This is a genomic window from Thermoactinomyces sp. CICC 10521, from assembly GCF_016055135.1.
GTDB lineage: Bacteria > Bacillota > Bacilli > Thermoactinomycetales > Thermoactinomycetaceae > Thermoactinomyces_A > Thermoactinomyces_A daqus.
In genome coordinates, this window is sequence record NZ_JAECVZ010000001.1 from 82559 (window position 1) to 100165 (window position 17607).

A 17607-nucleotide genomic window follows, 5' to 3' on the forward strand; every position below is an offset into this window, starting at 1 on the left:
GTATTTATTCCATGCAATCTCCAATTGTCCCGCTCTTCATTCCATGGAAAAGTGACGTTCTGATTCAAGCGGATTCCCTGCTTACCACTAATCACGTCTGCTTCACTTATTTCTGGCCATCATCTTTTTCATCGATCTTTTTTTCCGCTTTTTCCATCTGAGCCAGCAACTCCATTACCTGTTGAAAGATTTGCATGGCTCGCGGATCTCCGTCGTCCGGAACCGAACGAAGGACGACAGCCACCGCATATCGCGGATGGTCGGCGGGACCGAATCCGATCATCCATTTATTATACTTGTCTTTCTTTACACCGACCTGGGCCGTTCCCGTCTTGCCCGCCAATGGCCATGGGGCACGGGAGACAGATTTGCCCGTCCCGTCCGTCACCACCTTTCGCATCATTTTTTTGACGGCATTCAGCGCATCCGCTTTGATCGGCTTTGCACCCGGGATGAACTGGTTGCGAAAGCGGTAGAGGACCCGCCCGTTCTGATCGCAAATTTCCTTCACCAGTCTGGGTTCCAGCGTTTTTCCCCTGTGAAACAGAGAAGTGATCATATTGACCGCCTGAAGCGGTGTCATCTTGACATCATGCTGCCCGATTCCGGTTTGTGCCAGAACACCCGGATCATTTGCCTGCGTGTTTTTGGCGAAAATCAGCCCGGTCTGCTCTTCCGGAAACTGGGAAAAATGCGCTTCATCAAAAACGCGGCCGTTCCAGATCACCTCTTGCGCAAGCCCCAACCGCTTGGCATAGGAGGAGAGTTTTTGAGCACCGAGTGTCTGTGCAACTGTTCCCAATACGACATTGCAGGAATTGGCATAGGCGTCGGCAAAGGTTTCCCGTCCGTGCCCTTTGGGATTGTCATCGTGCAAGTGATACCGGTCCAGTTTTCCATTGCAGTAAAAAACGGTGTCGGGTTTAACCAATCCTGTATCAAGCGCGGCGACCGCGACCACCGTCTTGAAGATCGATCCCGGTGTCGCTTCCATCACGGCCCGGTTTTCCCAGGGATTTTTCTCATCCTCTATCGTCGTCCCTTTCGGGCTGCTCGCCATGGCCAAAATATCCCCGTCGGCAATCTGCTGCACCACCACTGCACCGTCTTCCATCCGCTTCTCTTTCATCAATTCTTCCACTTGCCGCTGCAGTTCCTTGTCAATCGTGGTCACAATGGTTTTCGGAGGATCTTCATTAATTCCGCCGATTTTCTTTTGAAGCATCTGTACTCCGGTCAGCGGCCTGCCGGTTTGAGTGGTGGTATAGACGAGAAGATCTTCATTTTCTCCATGCAAAAAAGGCTCAAAAGCCGCTTCCAATCCGGAAATCCCCAAGAGAGACTGGCTGTTCCATTTTCCGCTTTCCACTTCCGGTTCAAACCATTTTTTCATCAGCAACGGACTGCGAACCACTTGACCGATCACCTGTTGCCCAAGCTGATTCAAGGTCATTCGCTGATCGGACATGACCGTTCGCACGGCCGGCAGGTGAAGGGCATCGATCTTTTCTTTCTGATCCGGTGTCAGGATCAGCTCCCTGCCGTCTTCCCGCGTCAGAATCATCGGTGTCCGCAACCGGGTCACCAGCGATATGAACTCTTTCATCGGATAGTGGATAAGATCGGTAATAGCTCTCACTTTTTTTTGCTGATAGGCAATTTGTTCTTCAGACTGGGGAAAAACGAGCAAATGCCAATTCTTTTCCCCCACGAGTGACTTTCCGTTGCGGTCCAGGATCTCCCCGCGTCCGCTGTCGATGACGACTTCCTTATTCTGTCGCGATTGCGCCATTGCAATCAGGTCCACTTGCTCATCAAACAAGGAAAACGATCTGGTGGATGCGATTTGAATCATATACAGCCTGAAGATAATCCCCATAAAAGCGATGATGAACAAAAGGCTGACGATCCAGCTCCTTCGTATTTTTCTCATAGATTCCACCCCGCTCTTCTCTTTCTCCAGCATGGACAGGAAAAGAACGAGGTATACTTTTGGATGGATAAAAACTGTCATGACTTTGGCACACTCTGGGGATTAACACACGAAGCAAAAAGAGGGGGTTAAGGGGACACCGCTTTCCGGCACAAGATAGACCGGCAAAAAAACCCCTCCGGTCTGGAGGGGGGGAGCTTTTATTGAGCTGTTGAAGATTTCTCTTTTAATTTACGTTCATTGGCGTTGCTTCTGGCTATATCCCGATTATGCTCAGCCACGGTCGTCTCAAAATAGTGGAGGCCTGTCCCGTCACTGCGGGCAACATAATAGATGTACGGATGTTTTTTCGGACTCAGGGCCGCCTGCAATGATTGAACACCCGGGTTGCTGATCGGTCCCGGAGGCAATCCCTTGTTTAAATAGGTGTTGTAGGGATTGGGGATTTTCCGCAGTTTATGCATGGGCATCTTTTGGCCCGTCAACATCTCAACATACAAAAAGGTGGCATCGATTCCCAGATGATCATCCTTGGGATCATTATTGTTCAAACGGTTGTAAATCACGCCGGCAATGATCGGGAGCTCCGTCTTTACTTTTCCTTCTTTCTCCACCATCGAAGCAACCGTCACCCACTGATCAACTGTCATTCCCTTCATTGGCGGATTGGACTCCAAAATGTCCCGCGCATGAAGTTCTTCCATATGTTTGGCAAACTCACCCAGCATTTCATTGATAATCTCCTCGGGTGACTCTTCTTTATAAAAATTATATGTAGCGGGATATAAATACCCTTCCAATTTGTATTTTCGGGCGGGGTTATTCGGGATCTCTTTTTCAAATTCATACTTGGGCTTTTTATTGTTTAGATAATACAGGAACTTCTCTTTATCAAAGCCTTTTTGCTCCAAGGCATTGGCGATCTGCATGACATTCCATCCTTCTGGAATCGTCACCTTCACTGTATTCTGTTCGCCCTTTTGAAATTTGGCAAGCATGTCATCCAGGGATTCGGTCGGTTCGATCTGGTATACTCCTGCTTGCAAATTGGTTTTATGTTTATAAGCTGCATAGTAACGAAAAAAATAGGATCTTCTTATTAGATGTTTTTTCTGCAAAATTTCGCCGATTTGTACAAGTGAGGTATTTTTGGGTAATTCAACTTCAACCGGTGCTGTCCGTTTGGGTGAACCCAACGTAAAAAACACAAACTGATATCCCAATACTCCCCAACCGGCAAGCAACACCAGCGTAAAGAAGATGCGCCAGAACCATTTCATTATTTAAAGACTCCTTTTTCCCCTTTATACCTTCTTTCCCGAAAAACCTTTATTTAATGTTAGCATAGATTTTAAAAAAGAAAACGGGGAGATCTCCCCGTTTTTATTGAAAGTCATGAAAATATAACATTTCGTCTACAGCTTCGGCAATATTTTCCCACTCGGTTTCATCATCAATTTCCACAATCTGCCCCTGCTTGACCCGAAAGAGATATGCATCATCCGGATGATCATCGTGTTTTTGCAAAACAGCGTAATGTTCACCGTTCACTTCCATTTCACTGAGAACGCGATAAGGGACGGGATTGCCATTGTCCGATGGGTACTGAAGCGGTTCGCCCGGGTGCAGGCGATTCCGTAAGATATAGACTTCTCTGGGTCCTGATTGATTCATCGTCAATCCCTCTTATTCGCGATGGTCTTCTTCCTCTTCTAATTCTAACCCGCTAAAGAGTGTGTTAAACATTTCTTCCACCATATCCCATTCTTCTTCATTGTCCTCATCGATCATTTCAATCCGGAAATCGCCGTCCTCATCTTCATAGCGGAAAGCGAGCACTTCCTGGTAATCGTCTCCGTCATCTTCTTCGTCTTCCTCGGCGGGTGTGACGAACATATATTTTTTTCCTGTTTCGTCATGCTCAAACGTAAACATGATTTCAAATTTCTCTTCTTCCCCGTCTTCATTGGGAATGATCAAGTATTCCGGTTCATGGGTGTGATCCGTCATGTGTCTGCCTCCTCTTCGCGTCCAAAAACCCTTGCAAAATCCAAGTTGCGGCCATTTGGTCGATTACTTTTTTTCGTTTGCGGCGCGAAACATCCGCCGTGATCAGCGTTCGTTCCGCGCCGGCTGTAGATAAGCGTTCATCCCAGAGATGCACGGGAAGAGAGTAGCGCTCCTTGAGCTCTTCCGCCACTTTTATGCACAGCTCCCCGCGCGGGCCGATGGTTCCGTTCATGTTACGCGGCAAACCGACCACAATCTCTTTCACATGAAGGCTTTCCATTAATTTGTCCATCTCGGAGAGCCAATCTGCATGCTTTCGGTCGATCACTTTCACTCCTTGAGCCGTCCACCCGAGGGAATCGCTGACGGCTACACCGATCCTGCGATCACCGATATCAAGTCCGAGCACTCTGGATGAACCATCTATATCCAAGGAAAACTCATCCAAACCCATGGTCGTTTCCTTTCATTTTTTTGCTTCGAGGTAAAATTTCACCAGTTCTTCAACCAGTTCGTCGCGTTCAAGCTTGCGGATCATTGTGCGAGCATTCTTATGGCGAGGAATGTAAGCCGGGTCTCCGGAAATGAGATAACCCACGATTTGATTGATCGGGTTATAACCCTTCTCCTTTAAGGCTTCATATACATGAAACAGGACGTCTTTCGGATCGACATTTTGATCTCCCCGAAAATTGAATTTCATCGTTTCATCCATGGATAATCTCACACCTCTTTCGTTTGGATGACCAGCTTTTTACTTCTTCGCCTTTGCTCGGACATTATCCTTTCATTTTAAAATTACTTTTGCTCCTTTATCCATTCATATACCCGTTTCAGTGCATCAGGCAAACGTTCGGGTTGTTTTCCGCCAGCCTGAGCCATATCCGGACGGCCACCTCCGCCGCCTCCGCATAAGGTCGCCACCTCTTTGACCAGCTTGCCGGCATGAAGGCCTTCCTTGACAAACTTCGGCGAGATGGAAGCGACGATCTGCACTTTTCCGCCCGATGCGGAACCGAGCACAATCACCCCTTCTGCCAGTTGCCGGCGCAAGTCGTCAACCATGGAGCGAAGCCCTTCCATATCCCCTGCTTCCACTTGGGCGGCCAAAACCGGAATGCCCGCCACTTCCTGAACCTGACTTTCCAATTGGGAAGCAGCCGCACGATTCACTTTCGCTTTGAGCGACTCATTTTCGCGCGCCATCTCTTTCATCCGCTCCTGCAATTGTTCAATGCGGGCGACCAAATCCTGCGGGTTTGCTTTTAAACATTCGGCAGCTTCCTGCAACAGATTTAATTTTGCTTCCACGTAGGCATAGGCATGCCGGCCGGTTACTGCTTCAATTCGGCGTGTGCCCGATCCGATTCCGCTTTCGCTGACAATCTTGAACTGCCCGATCTCCCCTGTGCTGTGAACATGGGTTCCGCCGCACAATTCCAGGCTGTAGTCCCCTACTTTCACAACGCGTACCACTTCACCGTATTTTTCGCCAAACAGAGCCATTGCCCCCATCGCTTTGGCTTCATCAAGCGGTTTGATCATGGTTTCCACTATAGTATTTGCCCAGATCTGCTCGTTTACACGCCGTTCGACATCCTGAATTTCTTCCGCCGTCATCGCCCCGACATGGGTAAAGTCGAAGCGGAGGCGATCCGGTGCAACGAGAGAACCAGCCTGGTTGACATGGGTTCCGAGAACTTCTTTCAAAGCTTTGTGCAACAAGTGAGTGGCGGTGTGGTTTTTCACGATGTCCTGACGAAGGCTTCCATCGATCTGCGCCTGGGCGGATTCGCCGACAGAGACGCTGCCCTCTTCCACCACGACTGTATGAACGTGTTCACCGCGCGGCCCTTTTTGCACGTCTGTCACACGAAGGCGGCCATGACCGGTCACAATGGTTCCGCGGTCAGCCACTTGCCCTCCGCTCTCAGCGTAAAACGGGGTTTTGGCAAGAAGGAGAAGCCCTGTTTGCCCCTGGCTCAATTGATCCACCAGTTCGTTCTCGCGGATGATGGCCACAATTTCCGTCCCGGTTTCCCATACCCCGTAACCGACAAACTCGCTTTCCACCTTCAGTTCGTCCAACGGTCCTCCTTGAACCTTCATGCTGTTCACATCCTGACGGGCGGACCGTGCCCGCTCCCTCTGCCGTTCCATTTCCTTTTCAAAACCTTCCCGGTCGACACTCAGGCCGTGCTCCCGGGCGAAATCTTCGGTTAAGTCGAGCGGAAAACCATAGGTGTCGTATAATTTGAACGCTTCCGTTCCCGTGATGGCTGTACGCCCTTCGGACCGGGCTTTCTCCACGACCCCTTCTAAAATATGCAGTCCTTCTGTCAATGTTTCCAGAAAGCGCTCCTCTTCCCCTTTGATCACCCGTTCGATAAACTCCCGTTTCCCGGCAGGTTCCGGATAAAAGTCACGCATCACATCGGCAACGACGCCCGTCAATTCATAAAGGAACGGGCGCGTCATTCCCAGTTTTCTGCCGTAACGGACAGCCCGGCGCAACAAGCGGCGCAATACATAGCCCCGGCCCTCATTGGAAGGCAGCACCCCATCGGCCACCGCAAAAACGATCGTGCGGATATGGTCCGCGATTACTTTAAGGGCGATATCCGTTTCGCGATCCGCTCCGTACCTTACCCCTGCTTTCTCGCATGTAGCCTGAATGATTGGCCGGAACAGGTCCGTATCATAGTTGGTAGGAACGTTCTGCATGACGGAAGCCATCCGCTCCAGACCCATCCCGGTATCAATGTTCTTCTGCGGAAGCGGGGTGTAAGAACCGTCCGGATTATGGTTGTATTGGGAAAAAACGAGGTTCCAGATCTCAAGGAAACGTTCATTTTCCCCGCCCGGGTAGCATTCCGGATCATTCGGATCGCACCATTCTTCTCCCCGGTCATAAAAGATCTCCGTATTCGGTCCGCTCGGACCCTCCCCGATATCCCAGAAGTTGTCTTCCAATTTGATGATCCGCTCTTCTGGAATGCCGATTTTTTCATGCCATAACCGGTAAGCTTCATCATCTTCCGGATGGATGGTGACCGACAGACGATCCGGATTCAATCCCATCCATTGAGGGCTGGTCAAAAACTCCCACGCCCAGGTAATCGCTTCTTCCTTGAAATAATCCCCGACAGAAAAATTGCCCAGCATCTCGAAAAAGGTATGGTGGCGCGCCGTATAACCGACATTTTCGATGTCATTGGTGCGAATCGCCTTTTGCGAATTGACAAGCCGCGGGTTTTCGGGTTTCACCCGTCCATCAAAGTATTTTTTCAGCGTTGCCACGCCACTGTTGATCCAGAGCAGGGTGGGATCATCGACCGGAACGAGTGAAGCGCTGGGTTCGATTTTGTGACCTTTTTGCGCAAAGAAGTCCAAAAACTTGCGACGAATTTCACTTGCTTTCATGCGGAGTCCTCCTTTTCTCAGATTTCTGGTTCATGAATAAAGTGTTTCCGGAAGGGTCATGCGCGCTCCCGACCGTCAACAAAAGCACCATTCACCCTCCCGAATTTGCCAGAACGTTCATTCCAAGGTTGTGCTAAAGAAGATGAATGCTTTTATGAGCAACCAAAAAAGCCCTCCCGTCCTCAAATAAGGGACGAGAAGGCTTCCCGCGGTACCACCCTTTTTACCGCTTTATTTTTTCCCGAGCACCTGGCTCAGGTATGTAATCACGGTCACTCTAGCAAAATAAGATAACGGCAAGTGATGCTCACTCACCGGCAGGGATTAGCTGCACTCGGGAACTGGCTGCAAACCTGTCTGTTCCGGGAAAACCTTCCAGCCACCGGGTTTTCCTCTCTGGCGGGGACAAGATCGCTCGGTTCCGTCATCATCTTTAGCGCTTTGCAATTCACGATCTATTATACCCGCTTTGCACAAAATTTCAAACCCCCCGCCGGACAAAATGATCAATCACATACTCAAAGACCACTTTTCCCATGGCAAAGAGAGGAACCGCCAGGATCAGGCCCAGTACTCCGCCCAGTTCTCCTCCGACGAGCAGGGCGAAGATGATCGCCAGCGGATGCAGCTGCAAACTTTTCCCCACGATTTGCGGGGAAATAAAATTCCCTTCGAGGATCTGGATGACCAGATTGACAATGACCACCCCGATCACCATCTTCATCGATCCGGAAATAAAGGCGACAAAGAGGGCCGGGATCAGGCCGAAGATGGGGCCGAGATAGGGAATGACGTTAAAGACGGCCACCAGCGCGGCGAACAGCAGGGCATAAGGAAGGCCGACAATGACGTAACCGATCAGGGACAGCAGCCCGACGACCAGACAAACCAGAAACTGGCCGCGTATGTAGTTGCCCAGCGCCAGATCCATATCCCTCAGAACGCGAATCGTCTCGCGCCGGCTCTTTTTCGGGATGATGAGGAGCAAGGTTCGTTCGATGGAATGGATGTCTTTCAACATATAAAAAGCGAGAAAGGGAATGATCAAAAACAAAAACAGCTGATTGATCGTACTCCCGATACCGCTCATCAGTCCGCCTACATAATCGGTCATTTTCATCTCCAGCCGTCCCAGCGAACGCTCCACGGCCGTTTGCAGACTGAGGGGCAACATCTCCTTGCTGTGGTCATTATACTCCTGAATCATGCTTTGCAGCCTGGCGTTCCACTTCGGCAAGTGCTCAGCCAATTCGCCCAGCTGAACCTCGAGCACGGGCGCCAGATTGATGACCAGAATCACAATCGAAGCGATAAACAGCGTATAAATGAGGAGAACCGCCAGCGAACGCGGCAATAAGCGGTGGCTTAACAGATTGACTATCGGATTGAGCAGATAGGAAATAATGACCGCAATGAGAAATGGGCCCAAAACCGCCTTGAGAAAAGCAAATAAAAGGCGGATCCACGGGCTGATTTGCATCAACAGGAAGACGATTCCCAGCAGAACCAGAATGAACAGCGAAATGGTCAAGGCTCTTTGCACACTCCAGCGTTCCACTGGCGGCACCTCCGCTTAAACGATGGGCTTATCCATAAGATACGAAAACCGGAACCATTTTATGAAGCTCGCCGCATGAATGGAAACCCCTGACATTTTCAGCCAGGGGTTTTCCTGTGTTACCTTGCCATCCGGAGGCGACGGAACATGCGTCGAAGGGTTTCCTCGACGACAAACCGGCGCAGAAACGGACTTTTTTGGATGCCGCGGACAACGGTCTGAACAAAAGGCTTGGAAACCCGTCTGTTTCTTCTCAAAAACATGCTTGCTCCGATCGCTAACAGTCCACCAAACAAAAGGGTCATGATTGTCTGGCGAGCCATGTTTCCCCTCCTTTGGCACGGTTAATCGAAAAATTGAACGTGACTGCTTTCCTCCAAAAACAGGTCGTTGAGCGAGGTTAAGCTTCCATCTTCCTCCACCTGGTAGACAGAAGCGATTTTGTCATTTTCGGTGGTCATTTCAATAAAGCATTGCCAACAATAAAGTTGGTTTGTTCCCACTTTTCCCAGGTCGTGCGAATTGCAGTTGGGACAACGCAGCATGATTCTTCCCTTCCTTTAAATCCTTGCATCCTTAACTTCAATCCGGTCATGCGGGGCGATCAGCACATCTTTTCCCCACGTGAGCGGATGCGTGGTTTTCACCACTTTTCGCCCTTCTGCCAGGTCGCTGATAAGCCCGCCGGATAGTTCGTACCCTATCAGCGTTCCCACTTCTTCCATGAAGTAGACATTTTCTACCATCCCCATTTCATAACCGCCGGCGGTAAGCAGAGGACGGCCCTTCAATTTGTTTTCGCCGTTATAAATGCTGATCCACTCTTCCGCGTTCCGGTCAAAGGGAAGAATCACCTGGTCGCTGTCCACCATTACCGCATCCTTGCCGATTGATACGATGTTGTCAGATCGAATATATTTTCTCCTCTTGAAAAAACCACCTTCTTGCAAAACAACCCCCCGCCAACGCTGATCCCGATCAAACAAAAGATCCGTAACCGTACCCAATTTTTCCCCTGTTTTTAAATGGATGACGGAAAGCCCGATCACTTCCTGGGATTTGCGCAAGGAAATCAGCCTCCCCCGCTGTCATTAGTATTGGGAAAGGCTTCGCCGTGCATGTAGGGGAGTTGTTGCCATTTTTCCATGAAAGTGCCGGTCTTGCCGGGGCCGGGTTACCGTGGCTACCACTCTTCCTCAATCAGGTCTTTCAACCGGCTGTTGCGCTTTTCTCCGCTCTGTCGCTTCAATCCGTCGGCAAATGCTTCCTTTTCCCCGCACATGATCAGATACGATTTGCTGCGTGTAATCCCGGTATAGAGAAGGTTTCGTTCCAACATCCGCCGGTACGTGTGCAAAACTGGAAACACAACGATGGGAAACTCAGAGCCTTGCGCCTTATGCACGGAACAGGCATAAGCAAGTGCAATTTGTCCCAGCTGCGATTTTTTATACGGGACCTCCAACCGTTCGTAGGCCACCCATAAAACCGGCTGATCCGGGGATGCATTCTCCTCGATCGCGATCACCTTTCCCATGTCGCCATTGTAGACGGGATGCTCGGGGTGATTGACCAGCTGGAGCACTTTATCCCCCAGCCGAAAGACAGAATCGCCCCAGGTCAGTTCCTTTTTGTTTTCATCCTTTGGATTGACCACCGCTTGAATTTCCCGATTGATGCGGTCGATCCCGACCGGCCCTTTGTAGATCGGCGCCAGTACCTGAATATCGAAAATCGTGTACCCTTTTTTCATGGCATTGGTTACCGTTTTGACGATGATCGGCAAGGCCTGCTCTTTTTTGCAGGGAAAAAAACGCCGATCCGGCTGGGGGATGAGCAAATCTCCCGGAACTTCCCCGCGTTTCATCGCATGGGCCAGCCTGATGATGGAAGAGCCCTCCGCCTGCCGGAAAATCTCCGTTAACTCGACACGGGGGATTTTGTCCACCTGAAGCAGATGGTGAAGCACTTGCCCCGGCCCGACCGAAGGCAGCTGATCCTGATCTCCCACCATGATCACCTGCATCCCTTGGGGAACCGCGCGAAACAATTGATTGGCCAGCCAGGTATCCAGCATCGAAACTTCATCGACAATCAGCAGGTCGCCTTCAATCGGGGATTCGGCACCGTGTTCAAAAAAGTCCCCTTTCCACCCCAGCAGGCGGTGGATCGTCATCGCCGGAAGACCGGTTGTTTCCGACATCCGCTTGGCCGCCCGACCGGTCGGAGCCACCAAGCGGATCGGATACGGCTGCTCCGCGGCTTCATAATGATCAGGGTCGAGCGAGATTTCACGCAGTTTTGCAAATAACCGGCATATCCCCTGGATGACCGTCGTTTTTCCGGTACCGGGACCACCGGTCAAAATCATAAACGGTGAAGAAAGGGCGGTGAGAAGCGCATCCCGCTGCTTTTCCGCATAGGTCACTCCCAGCTCTTCCTCGATCTCGCCGATCGCTCGGTACAGTTCGGATACGGGATAATCCGTTTCCGATTCCTGCTCCAGCAATTGTTTGATCCGCATGGCCAAACCATATTCGGCGTAGTAGAGCGACGGCAGATAATAACGGTCATCCTCCAAAATAATCCGTTCATCATCAATCAGCATTTCGACATATTTTTCCCGGGCGCTTTCGGAAAAAAGTTCAACCCCTGCCCCTCCCAGGAGAAGATTGACTTCCTGATTGAGCTGATCCCACGTCACATAAACATGCCCTTTGGAGACGGATGCCTCTTTCACGGCATATAACACAGCCGCCTGAAAACGTTCCGGCGCATCTTCCGGCAATCCCTGCTCCCGCGCAATCTCATCGGCCCGGCGGAAACCGATTCCTTCGATATCATCAATCAAGCGATACGGATTCTCTTTTAACAGTTCGATAGTGCGATGTTTATACGTCTGCACGATCTTGAGCGCCAAAGCAGGTCCGATGCCAAACTGGTATAGATAGACCAGCGCTTCTTCCAGAGCCTGGTTTTCCTGCAGGTGCTCGGCAATCGTCCGCGCCTTGGCAGGGGAGATCCCCCTGATTTCCGTTAGCACTTCAGGATTGGCGGCAATTTGATCCAGCGCCTTTTCCCCGAGATGCTCCACGATTTTTTCAGCCGTTTTTTTTCCGACTCCGGTGAAGATCTCACTTGAAAGATATCTGACGATCGCTTCTTTTGTCCGCGGAAACTCCTTTTTCACCTGCCGGGCATAGTACTGACGCCCGAATTTGGGATGCTCTCTCCATTCACCGTAGCAGGTATAGATCTCATCCTCATGGGGACGGAGCATATTCCCCACCACGGTGATTTCCTCTTGCGGAAGTTCTTCCGATGCCTCCGTGGCCCGCATGAGAAAAACTCCGTATCCGTTTTCCTCATTGTAAAAGATCTCCTGGATAAAGGAGCCTTTTACATAACTCGTTTGAAACAATTCCATTTGAGATGGCTTCATGATCCTACACCTTTTACCGATGATAAGGAAAATGACCCCGAACCGAGGGTCATCTCTCAGAGAAAATCATCTTTCATTTCCCCCATCAGACTCTCCATCGCGCATTCCGGGGAACAAAATTGGTTCTGCTCCCGTCTTTCATCCCACTTGTAGCGCTCGGGGTCCGCCGGGTTAAATTCATGTTCGCAACAGCTGCAACGCCTGGTTTGAATCACTTGATCCAATCCCGCTTTCAGCTGTCCGAGCCGGTCTTTGGGCAGATTTAAAAATTTGGCAATAAACGCCATGATTTCCCGCTTATCAGCAAAATAGAGCGGGTCTTCTTTGGCATAGGTTACGGGATTCCACCATACCCACCGTCCGTCGGAGAGGTGAGCAATGTAATAATCGTCCACAACCCGTTCGGAAGCGTGCTCCAATTTTTCAAAGGAAGGAAAGCCGAGTTCGGCTGCCAAATTATCCATCAGGGCACGATCTATATCCTTCAGTATCGATTTCCAATCGATGTTATCCATCTCTTTTTCCCAGTCTTCCATCTGGTTAAGCGGATTGATGCTCACAGTCCTCTCTCCCCTGTTTAACTGTCTGTTGGTCAATTACCGATGAATCAGCCTTCCCGTGATCTCCGCTGTGATCCGGGCAGCTTGCCGTACTTCTGCTTCTGTATTCCCCCGCCCGAAACTGAAGCGGATCGCGGATCGGGTCACTTCTTCACTCAGATGCATTGCTCTTAGCACATGAGATACTTCCAGTGTGCCGGAAGTACAGGCCGAGCCGCTCGCGCAGGCAACTCCCGCCAAGTCGAAATTCATCAGCAGCGTTTCCGTGTCGGTTCCCGGGAAGCTGAGATTTAAAATATGAGGTAAAAAGCGCTCGTGATGCCCGTTTATGACAAAAGTCACCTGTTGCTCTTTCAATTCCTCCAGAAACGCCTCGCGCAGTTGCAGCATCTCGCGGTAATGAACATCCCGATTTCGTGCCGCCAGCTCGGCAGCTTTTCCGAACCCCACAATCCCCGGCACGTTTTCCGTTCCGGCGCGTTTTCTCCGTTCTTGGGCACCGCCGAAAAAGCGGGGCATCAACTTCACCTGCTTGGACACATACAGCGCCCCTGCTCCCTTTGGCCCGTTGATCTTGTGGCTGGAGATGCTGAGCAAATCGACCGGCAGCTTCTTGACATCAATTTTCTCGATCCCAAACGCCTGCACTGCATCCGTATGGAAAAATACCCTGTGTTCACGGGCAATCGCCCCAATCGTTTCTATCGGCTGAAGCGTGCCGACTTCGTTATTTCCGTACATAATTGAGATCAGTGCAGTATCAGGTCTGATGCTCGATTTCAAATCTTCCACATCAACCATGCCTGTCCGGTCCACAGGCAAATAGGTAACCTCAAAGCCCATGTGCTCCAAATAACGGCACGTATCCAGCACAGCATGGTGCTCGATCTCCGATGTGATGAGATGCTTTTTTCCCTGTTCCCTGCACGCCAGGGCCACCCCGATCAGAGCGGTATTATCCGCTTCCGTCCCGCCGCTGGTGAAAATGATCTGGCTCGCTTCGGCATTCAGTCCTTCTGCCACTTGCCACCGCGCATGATCAATGGCATTTCGCACGGCCCTTCCATATTGATGAATACTTGACGGATTGCCAAACGCTTCATCCAGAAAGGGAAGCATCGCCTTTTTCACTTCGGGATGAATCGGGGTGGTCGCTGCATGATCCAAATAAATCGCCATTTTCACGTCACCTGCTAATTTTGCTAAATATAGAACATGTAGTTATCATTGTTTCCGTCATGCGAAAAGTTGATAAGGGAAGCCAGCGTCGTGGAATCCAGTTCCTTCGCAATCGCATCGCGAATCCGTTTCCACAAATCCCGGCGTGCCGGGTCTTCTTCCTCGGTGAATTCCACCGGACTGATCGGACCTTCCAATACGCGGATGATATCACCGGCCGAGATCTCTTCGGGCGGCTTCGCCAGCTTATACCCTCCGTAAGCTCCGCGAATGCTGCGCACCAATCCGGCATTTCTCAGCGGCGCGACCAGCTGCTCCAGATAGTGTTCCGACAGTTCATGACGCTCGGCCACGCTTTTGAGCGGAACAGGCCCCTTCCCGTATTGCGTCGCCAGTTCCATCATGATGGTAAGACCGTAACGGCCCTTGGTCGAAATCTTCAAGTTATCCCACCTCTCATTGATCATTCGCATTCCCGATATGTACTGCGCCCTGCTTCCGGTCAGGGGAGAATTAGTTTCATTATAAGATAAATCAATCCCTTCATCCATCCGGACGCCATCATCAGACGGCATGGCCAAGGATGATGGGGAAAGTACCCTACTAGCAAGTGTATCATAGGAGTATTCTCTTTTAGCAAGTTTTTTACACAATCATTGCAAACAAAAATGAACCTTACCGGCACGATCAGGGATGAAAAACGGCAAAAACGGGAGAAGCAGGGGTGACGACTTCCCGACTTCCGCCACCTTCACGGAAAAAGGAGAACTGGGCGGCGGAGATCATGACATTGGCCCGGCTGCTGTGATATTGTCTATCATAGGGACTTGTCCTTATTTTTGCCAGAGATAGAAAGGCGGGACCATGGTGGACTTGTTTGAATTTGGACGAATGCAAGAGAAAAAGCAAAACGAGCCGTTGGCGTCCAGAATGCGACCCCGTACGCTTTCCGAGATGATCGGCCAGTCCCACATCATCGGACCCGGGAAATTACTGAGGCGCATGATCGAAGCGGATCAGCTCTCCTCTCTGATCTTCTACGGTCCTCCGGGCACGGGCAAAACAACCCTGGCCCACATTATCGCCAACCATACAAAAGGATATTTTGAAAAATTGAACGCCGTGACTGCCGGAGTGGCGGATCTGCGCCGAGTGGTACAAGAAGCAAAGGAGCGGCTCAATCTGCACGGGCAACGAACCGTGCTGTTTATCGATGAAATTCATCGCTTTAATAAATCACAACAAGACGCTTTGCTTCCCTATGTCGAAAACGGAACGGTTATTTTGATCGGGGCAACAACGGAAAACCCTTCATTTGAGGTAAATGCCGCCCTTTTATCCCGTTCACGCCTGTTTATGTTAAAACAACTGGAACCCGGCGAGTTGCGCGCGATCCTGCTGGCCGCCCTGCAAGACCCTGAACGGGGGTTGGGAGATTACCAAGTAAAAATAGAAGAAGACGCTCTGGAGCATCTCATTCAAACAGCGGGCGGGGACAGCCGCAATGCTTTAAACGCGCTGGAGCTCGCCGTACTCACCACACCACCGGACGATGAAGGGATACGCCACATTACGTTGGAAGTCGCGGAAGAATCGATCCAGAGAAAAATGATCCGCTACGATAAAAGCGGCGATAACCATTATGATACGATTTCTGCGTTTATCAAGAGTATGCGCGGTTCTGATCCGGATGCAGCTCTTTATTATCTGGCCAAAATGCTGCAAGCCGGCGAAGATCCCCGTTTCATCGCCCGGCGCATCTTTATTCATGCCGCTGAAGATGTGGGGATGGCCGATCCCCGTGCGCTGCTCATCGCCTCAGCGGCCGCGCATGCAGTCGATTATATCGGACTGCCGGAAGCGCAAATCCCCTTGGCAGAAGCAGTGATCTATATCGCCACCGCTCCGAAAAGCAATTCAGTCGTCAAGGGAATCGGGGAAGCCAATGCCGCCGTTCGCAAGGAAAAGAGTGGGGAAGTTCCACCCCATCTGCGCGATGCCCACTTCTCGGGCGCCAAGGCACAAGGGCGCGGTTCAGGATACAAATACCCCCACGATTATCCGCGCGGATATGTTCCCCAGCAATATTTGCCTGATGAACATGCAGGAAAAACCTTTTACCATCCGTCTGCTTACGGGTACGAACAAAAATTGCAGACCTTGATCCGCTGGATGAAGGAAGGCGAAAAATAATCCAATTCCTCCGACGCCCTATAAAGCATGTTTTTTTCCAAAATGGGCAGTGTAGTAATATGAATCAAAGGAGGAGATTGGACAATGGATGCCAAACAAGAACTGATCAACGGATTAAATGAAGACCTTGCCTATGAACTCTCCGCCATTAACCAATATATTTATAACGCGGCCGTCGTTTCCGGGCTGGCCCGCCTGACCCTGCGCGACTTCTTTGCCAAAGAAGCACAGGATGAAATGGGGCACGCTCAATACCTGGCAGAAAAAATAGCCACCCTTGGCGGCGAGCCCATGGTGGAACCAAAACCTTTCTCCCGCCATCGGGATGTAAAAGGAATGTTGGAAGCAACCGTTCAAGCTGAAATCGACACAATTCAACGATACACCAAGCGGATTGAACAGGCGGAGGCGGTCCATGATATTGAACTGAAAACCCAGTTGGAAGATATGATTGCCGATGAAACGAAACATAAAGAAGAGATGCAGCGGCTGCTGGAGGACCCCCGCCTCTAGGTTGTCACACAGCGATGTCAAATGCCCCCTTTTCAGGGGATTTCTTTTTTTCCGATGAGTAGCCGGCATCGTGCTTGTACATATTAACTACTGGTTACAGTTTGAAAGGAGGATATTTTTATGAACACGATGCGTCCCAACGACAGCAAAATTGAAAATACCACCATTAATCCCCAAGTTTCACCGGCCATGAATCATGGTGCCCATGAAGTGTACGATGTTCACGAAGTTTTGTCTTGCGCGGTCAACTGCATGGACCAGTATGTGATGATGTCGCAGCATGTGAAAGATCCTGAGCTGCGGAACATCCTTGATCGCCAGTATCAATTTATGGCCAATGAGTACAATACTCTGGTCGAATGTTTCTCCACCGGCCGCGAACCGGCACAACCAACCGGCAAATACAAAATGCAGCAGGGAAACAACGTGACCTACGGCTTAAGGCAAAGCCAGCCAAAAGCACCGATGAAAAGTCCGGCCGAGATCAATGACCAACGCATTTCCGGACAAATGCTGAGTGCCATGAAATCGTCAGCTGCGGTCAAAGCGCATGCAGCCTGCGAAGTAACCAATCCGGTCGTGCGCCGCGTTCTGGCCGACAGCATTCCCAACTGCATCGAAATGGCTTATGAATTGTTCCTGTGGCAAAACAAACACGGATATTATCAAGTGGCACAACTCCCGCAAGCAGACATGCAGCAACTGACCCATTCCTACGCTCCGGCCACGGCAACCACTCCGCTGCCCGGCCAGACGGGAACGATTCAATAGCAGTTCAGGCGGCTTACGGGTCGCC

General features: G+C 50.6%; 18 protein-coding genes. 3 read left to right on the forward strand and 15 right to left on the reverse strand.

All coding sequences use genetic code 11. The annotated features are described in order from the left end of the window. Positions 1-106: 106 nt before the first annotated feature. The 15 genes from I8U17_RS00495 to cymR all read right to left on the reverse strand — a co-directional run bounded on the left by I8U17_RS00495 (position 107) and on the right by cymR (position 14548). Positions 107-1933, reverse strand: coding sequence for a peptidoglycan D,D-transpeptidase FtsI family protein (locus I8U17_RS00495; protein ID WP_198058890.1), 1827 nt, complete (start codon positions 1931-1933; stop codon positions 107-109). A gap of 200 nt (positions 1934-2133) precedes the next feature. Continuing rightward, positions 2134-3213 carry an endolytic transglycosylase MltG gene (gene mltG, locus I8U17_RS00500; RefSeq protein WP_052154172.1) on the reverse strand — a complete coding sequence of 360 codons (1080 nt, stop codon included), beginning with the start codon at positions 3211-3213 and terminating at the stop codon, positions 2134-2136. Positions 3214-3316: 103 nt separating this feature from the next. Continuing rightward, entirely contained in the window at positions 3317-3607 is a 291-nt protein-coding gene (locus I8U17_RS00505) for a DUF1292 domain-containing protein (protein ID WP_033100947.1), read from the reverse strand. Between the two features lie 12 nt (positions 3608-3619). Beyond that, positions 3620-3943, reverse strand: coding sequence for a DUF1292 domain-containing protein (locus I8U17_RS00510; RefSeq protein WP_033100948.1), 324 nt, complete (start codon positions 3941-3943; stop codon positions 3620-3622). Then, positions 3924-4397, reverse strand: a complete 474-nt coding sequence (ruvX, locus tag I8U17_RS00515; protein ID WP_052154173.1) for a Holliday junction resolvase RuvX — start codon at positions 4395-4397, stop codon at positions 3924-3926. Before ruvX ends, I8U17_RS00510 begins: the two co-directional genes overlap by 20 nt. Before the next feature lie 12 nt (positions 4398-4409). Further along, positions 4410-4658 (reverse strand): IreB family regulatory phosphoprotein, encoded by a 249-nt coding sequence (locus I8U17_RS00520; RefSeq protein ID WP_033100949.1) that lies wholly within the window; start codon positions 4656-4658, stop codon positions 4410-4412. 83 nt (positions 4659-4741) lie between these two features. After that, positions 4742-7366, reverse strand: coding sequence for an alanine--tRNA ligase (gene alaS / locus I8U17_RS00525; protein ID WP_033100950.1), 2625 nt, complete (start codon positions 7364-7366; stop codon positions 4742-4744). Positions 7367-7847: 481 nt separating this feature from the next. Continuing rightward, the gene (locus I8U17_RS00530) at positions 7848-8924 is read right to left on the reverse strand and encodes an AI-2E family transporter (RefSeq protein WP_370589191.1); all 1077 of its coding nucleotides are present in this window, start codon (positions 8922-8924) and stop codon (positions 7848-7850) included. 119 nt (positions 8925-9043) lie between these two features. Next, positions 9044-9247: a hypothetical protein gene (locus tag I8U17_RS00535; RefSeq protein ID WP_033100952.1), complete on the reverse strand. Its 204-nt coding sequence runs from the start codon at positions 9245-9247 to the stop codon at positions 9044-9046. Between the two features lie 21 nt (positions 9248-9268). Further along, a complete protein-coding gene (locus I8U17_RS00540) occupies positions 9269-9469 on the reverse strand; it encodes a hypothetical protein (protein ID WP_198058891.1) in 201 nt (66 codons plus the stop codon). Between the two features lie 15 nt (positions 9470-9484). Further along, complete coding sequence (locus I8U17_RS00545) at positions 9485-9991, reverse strand: PRC-barrel domain-containing protein (protein ID WP_198058892.1); 507 nt, start codon at positions 9989-9991, stop codon at positions 9485-9487. Between the two features lie 116 nt (positions 9992-10107). Then, positions 10108-12366: an SF1B family DNA helicase RecD2 gene (gene recD2, locus I8U17_RS00550; RefSeq protein WP_198058893.1), complete on the reverse strand. Its 2259-nt coding sequence runs from the start codon at positions 12364-12366 to the stop codon at positions 10108-10110. A gap of 56 nt (positions 12367-12422) precedes the next feature. Then, positions 12423-12926 carry a hypothetical protein gene (locus I8U17_RS00555; protein ID WP_033100955.1) on the reverse strand — a complete coding sequence of 168 codons (504 nt, stop codon included), beginning with the start codon at positions 12924-12926 and terminating at the stop codon, positions 12423-12425. Between the two features lie 36 nt (positions 12927-12962). Beyond that, positions 12963-14111, reverse strand: coding sequence for a cysteine desulfurase family protein (locus I8U17_RS00560; RefSeq protein ID WP_152568541.1), 1149 nt, complete (start codon positions 14109-14111; stop codon positions 12963-12965). Between the two features lie 17 nt (positions 14112-14128). Further along, positions 14129-14548, reverse strand: coding sequence for a cysteine metabolism transcriptional regulator CymR (gene cymR / locus I8U17_RS00565; RefSeq protein ID WP_033100957.1), 420 nt, complete (start codon positions 14546-14548; stop codon positions 14129-14131). A gap of 424 nt (positions 14549-14972) precedes the next feature. Between cymR and I8U17_RS00570 the strand changes: the two genes are divergently transcribed. From I8U17_RS00570 to I8U17_RS00580, 3 genes are all read left to right on the forward strand, one after another. Then, positions 14973-16298 carry an AAA family ATPase gene (locus tag I8U17_RS00570; protein ID WP_268745619.1) on the forward strand — a complete coding sequence of 442 codons (1326 nt, stop codon included), beginning with the start codon at positions 14973-14975 and terminating at the stop codon, positions 16296-16298. Between the two features lie 84 nt (positions 16299-16382). Then, positions 16383-16811, forward strand: a complete 429-nt coding sequence (locus tag I8U17_RS00575) for a ferritin-like domain-containing protein (RefSeq protein WP_198055230.1) — start codon at positions 16383-16385, stop codon at positions 16809-16811. A gap of 129 nt (positions 16812-16940) precedes the next feature. After that, on the forward strand, positions 16941-17582 hold the full coding sequence (locus tag I8U17_RS00580) for a spore coat protein (protein ID WP_198058950.1): 642 nt from the start codon (positions 16941-16943) through the stop codon (positions 17580-17582). Positions 17583-17607 lie beyond the last annotated feature (25 nt).

Coding starts and splice junctions, on each gene's coding strand:
- I8U17_RS00495 (WP_198058890.1), bottom strand. CDS start 1,933: ATGAGAAAAATACGAAGGAGCTGGATCGTCAGCCTTTTGTTCATCATC.
- mltG (WP_052154172.1), bottom strand. CDS start 3,213: ATGAAATGGTTCTGGCGCATCTTCTTTACGCTGGTGTTGCTTGCCGGT.
- I8U17_RS00505 (WP_033100947.1), bottom strand. CDS start 3,607: ATGAATCAATCAGGACCCAGAGAAGTCTATATCTTACGGAATCGCCTG.
- I8U17_RS00510 (WP_033100948.1), bottom strand. CDS start 3,943: ATGACGGATCACACCCATGAACCGGAATACTTGATCATTCCCAATGAA.
- ruvX (WP_052154173.1), bottom strand. CDS start 4,397: ATGGGTTTGGATGAGTTTTCCTTGGATATAGATGGTTCATCCAGAGTG.
- I8U17_RS00520 (WP_033100949.1), bottom strand. CDS start 4,658: ATGGATGAAACGATGAAATTCAATTTTCGGGGAGATCAAAATGTCGAT.
- alaS (WP_033100950.1), bottom strand. CDS start 7,366: ATGAAAGCAAGTGAAATTCGTCGCAAGTTTTTGGACTTCTTTGCGCAA.
- I8U17_RS00535 (WP_033100952.1), bottom strand. CDS start 9,247: ATGGCTCGCCAGACAATCATGACCCTTTTGTTTGGTGGACTGTTAGCG.
- I8U17_RS00540 (WP_198058891.1), bottom strand. CDS start 9,469: ATGCTGCGTTGTCCCAACTGCAATTCGCACGACCTGGGAAAAGTGGGA.
- recD2 (WP_198058893.1), bottom strand. CDS start 12,366: ATGAAGCCATCTCAAATGGAATTGTTTCAAACGAGTTATGTAAAAGGC.
- I8U17_RS00575 (WP_198055230.1), top strand. CDS start 16,383: ATGGATGCCAAACAAGAACTGATCAACGGATTAAATGAAGACCTTGCC.
- I8U17_RS00580 (WP_198058950.1), top strand. CDS start 16,941: ATGCGTCCCAACGACAGCAAAATTGAAAATACCACCATTAATCCCCAA.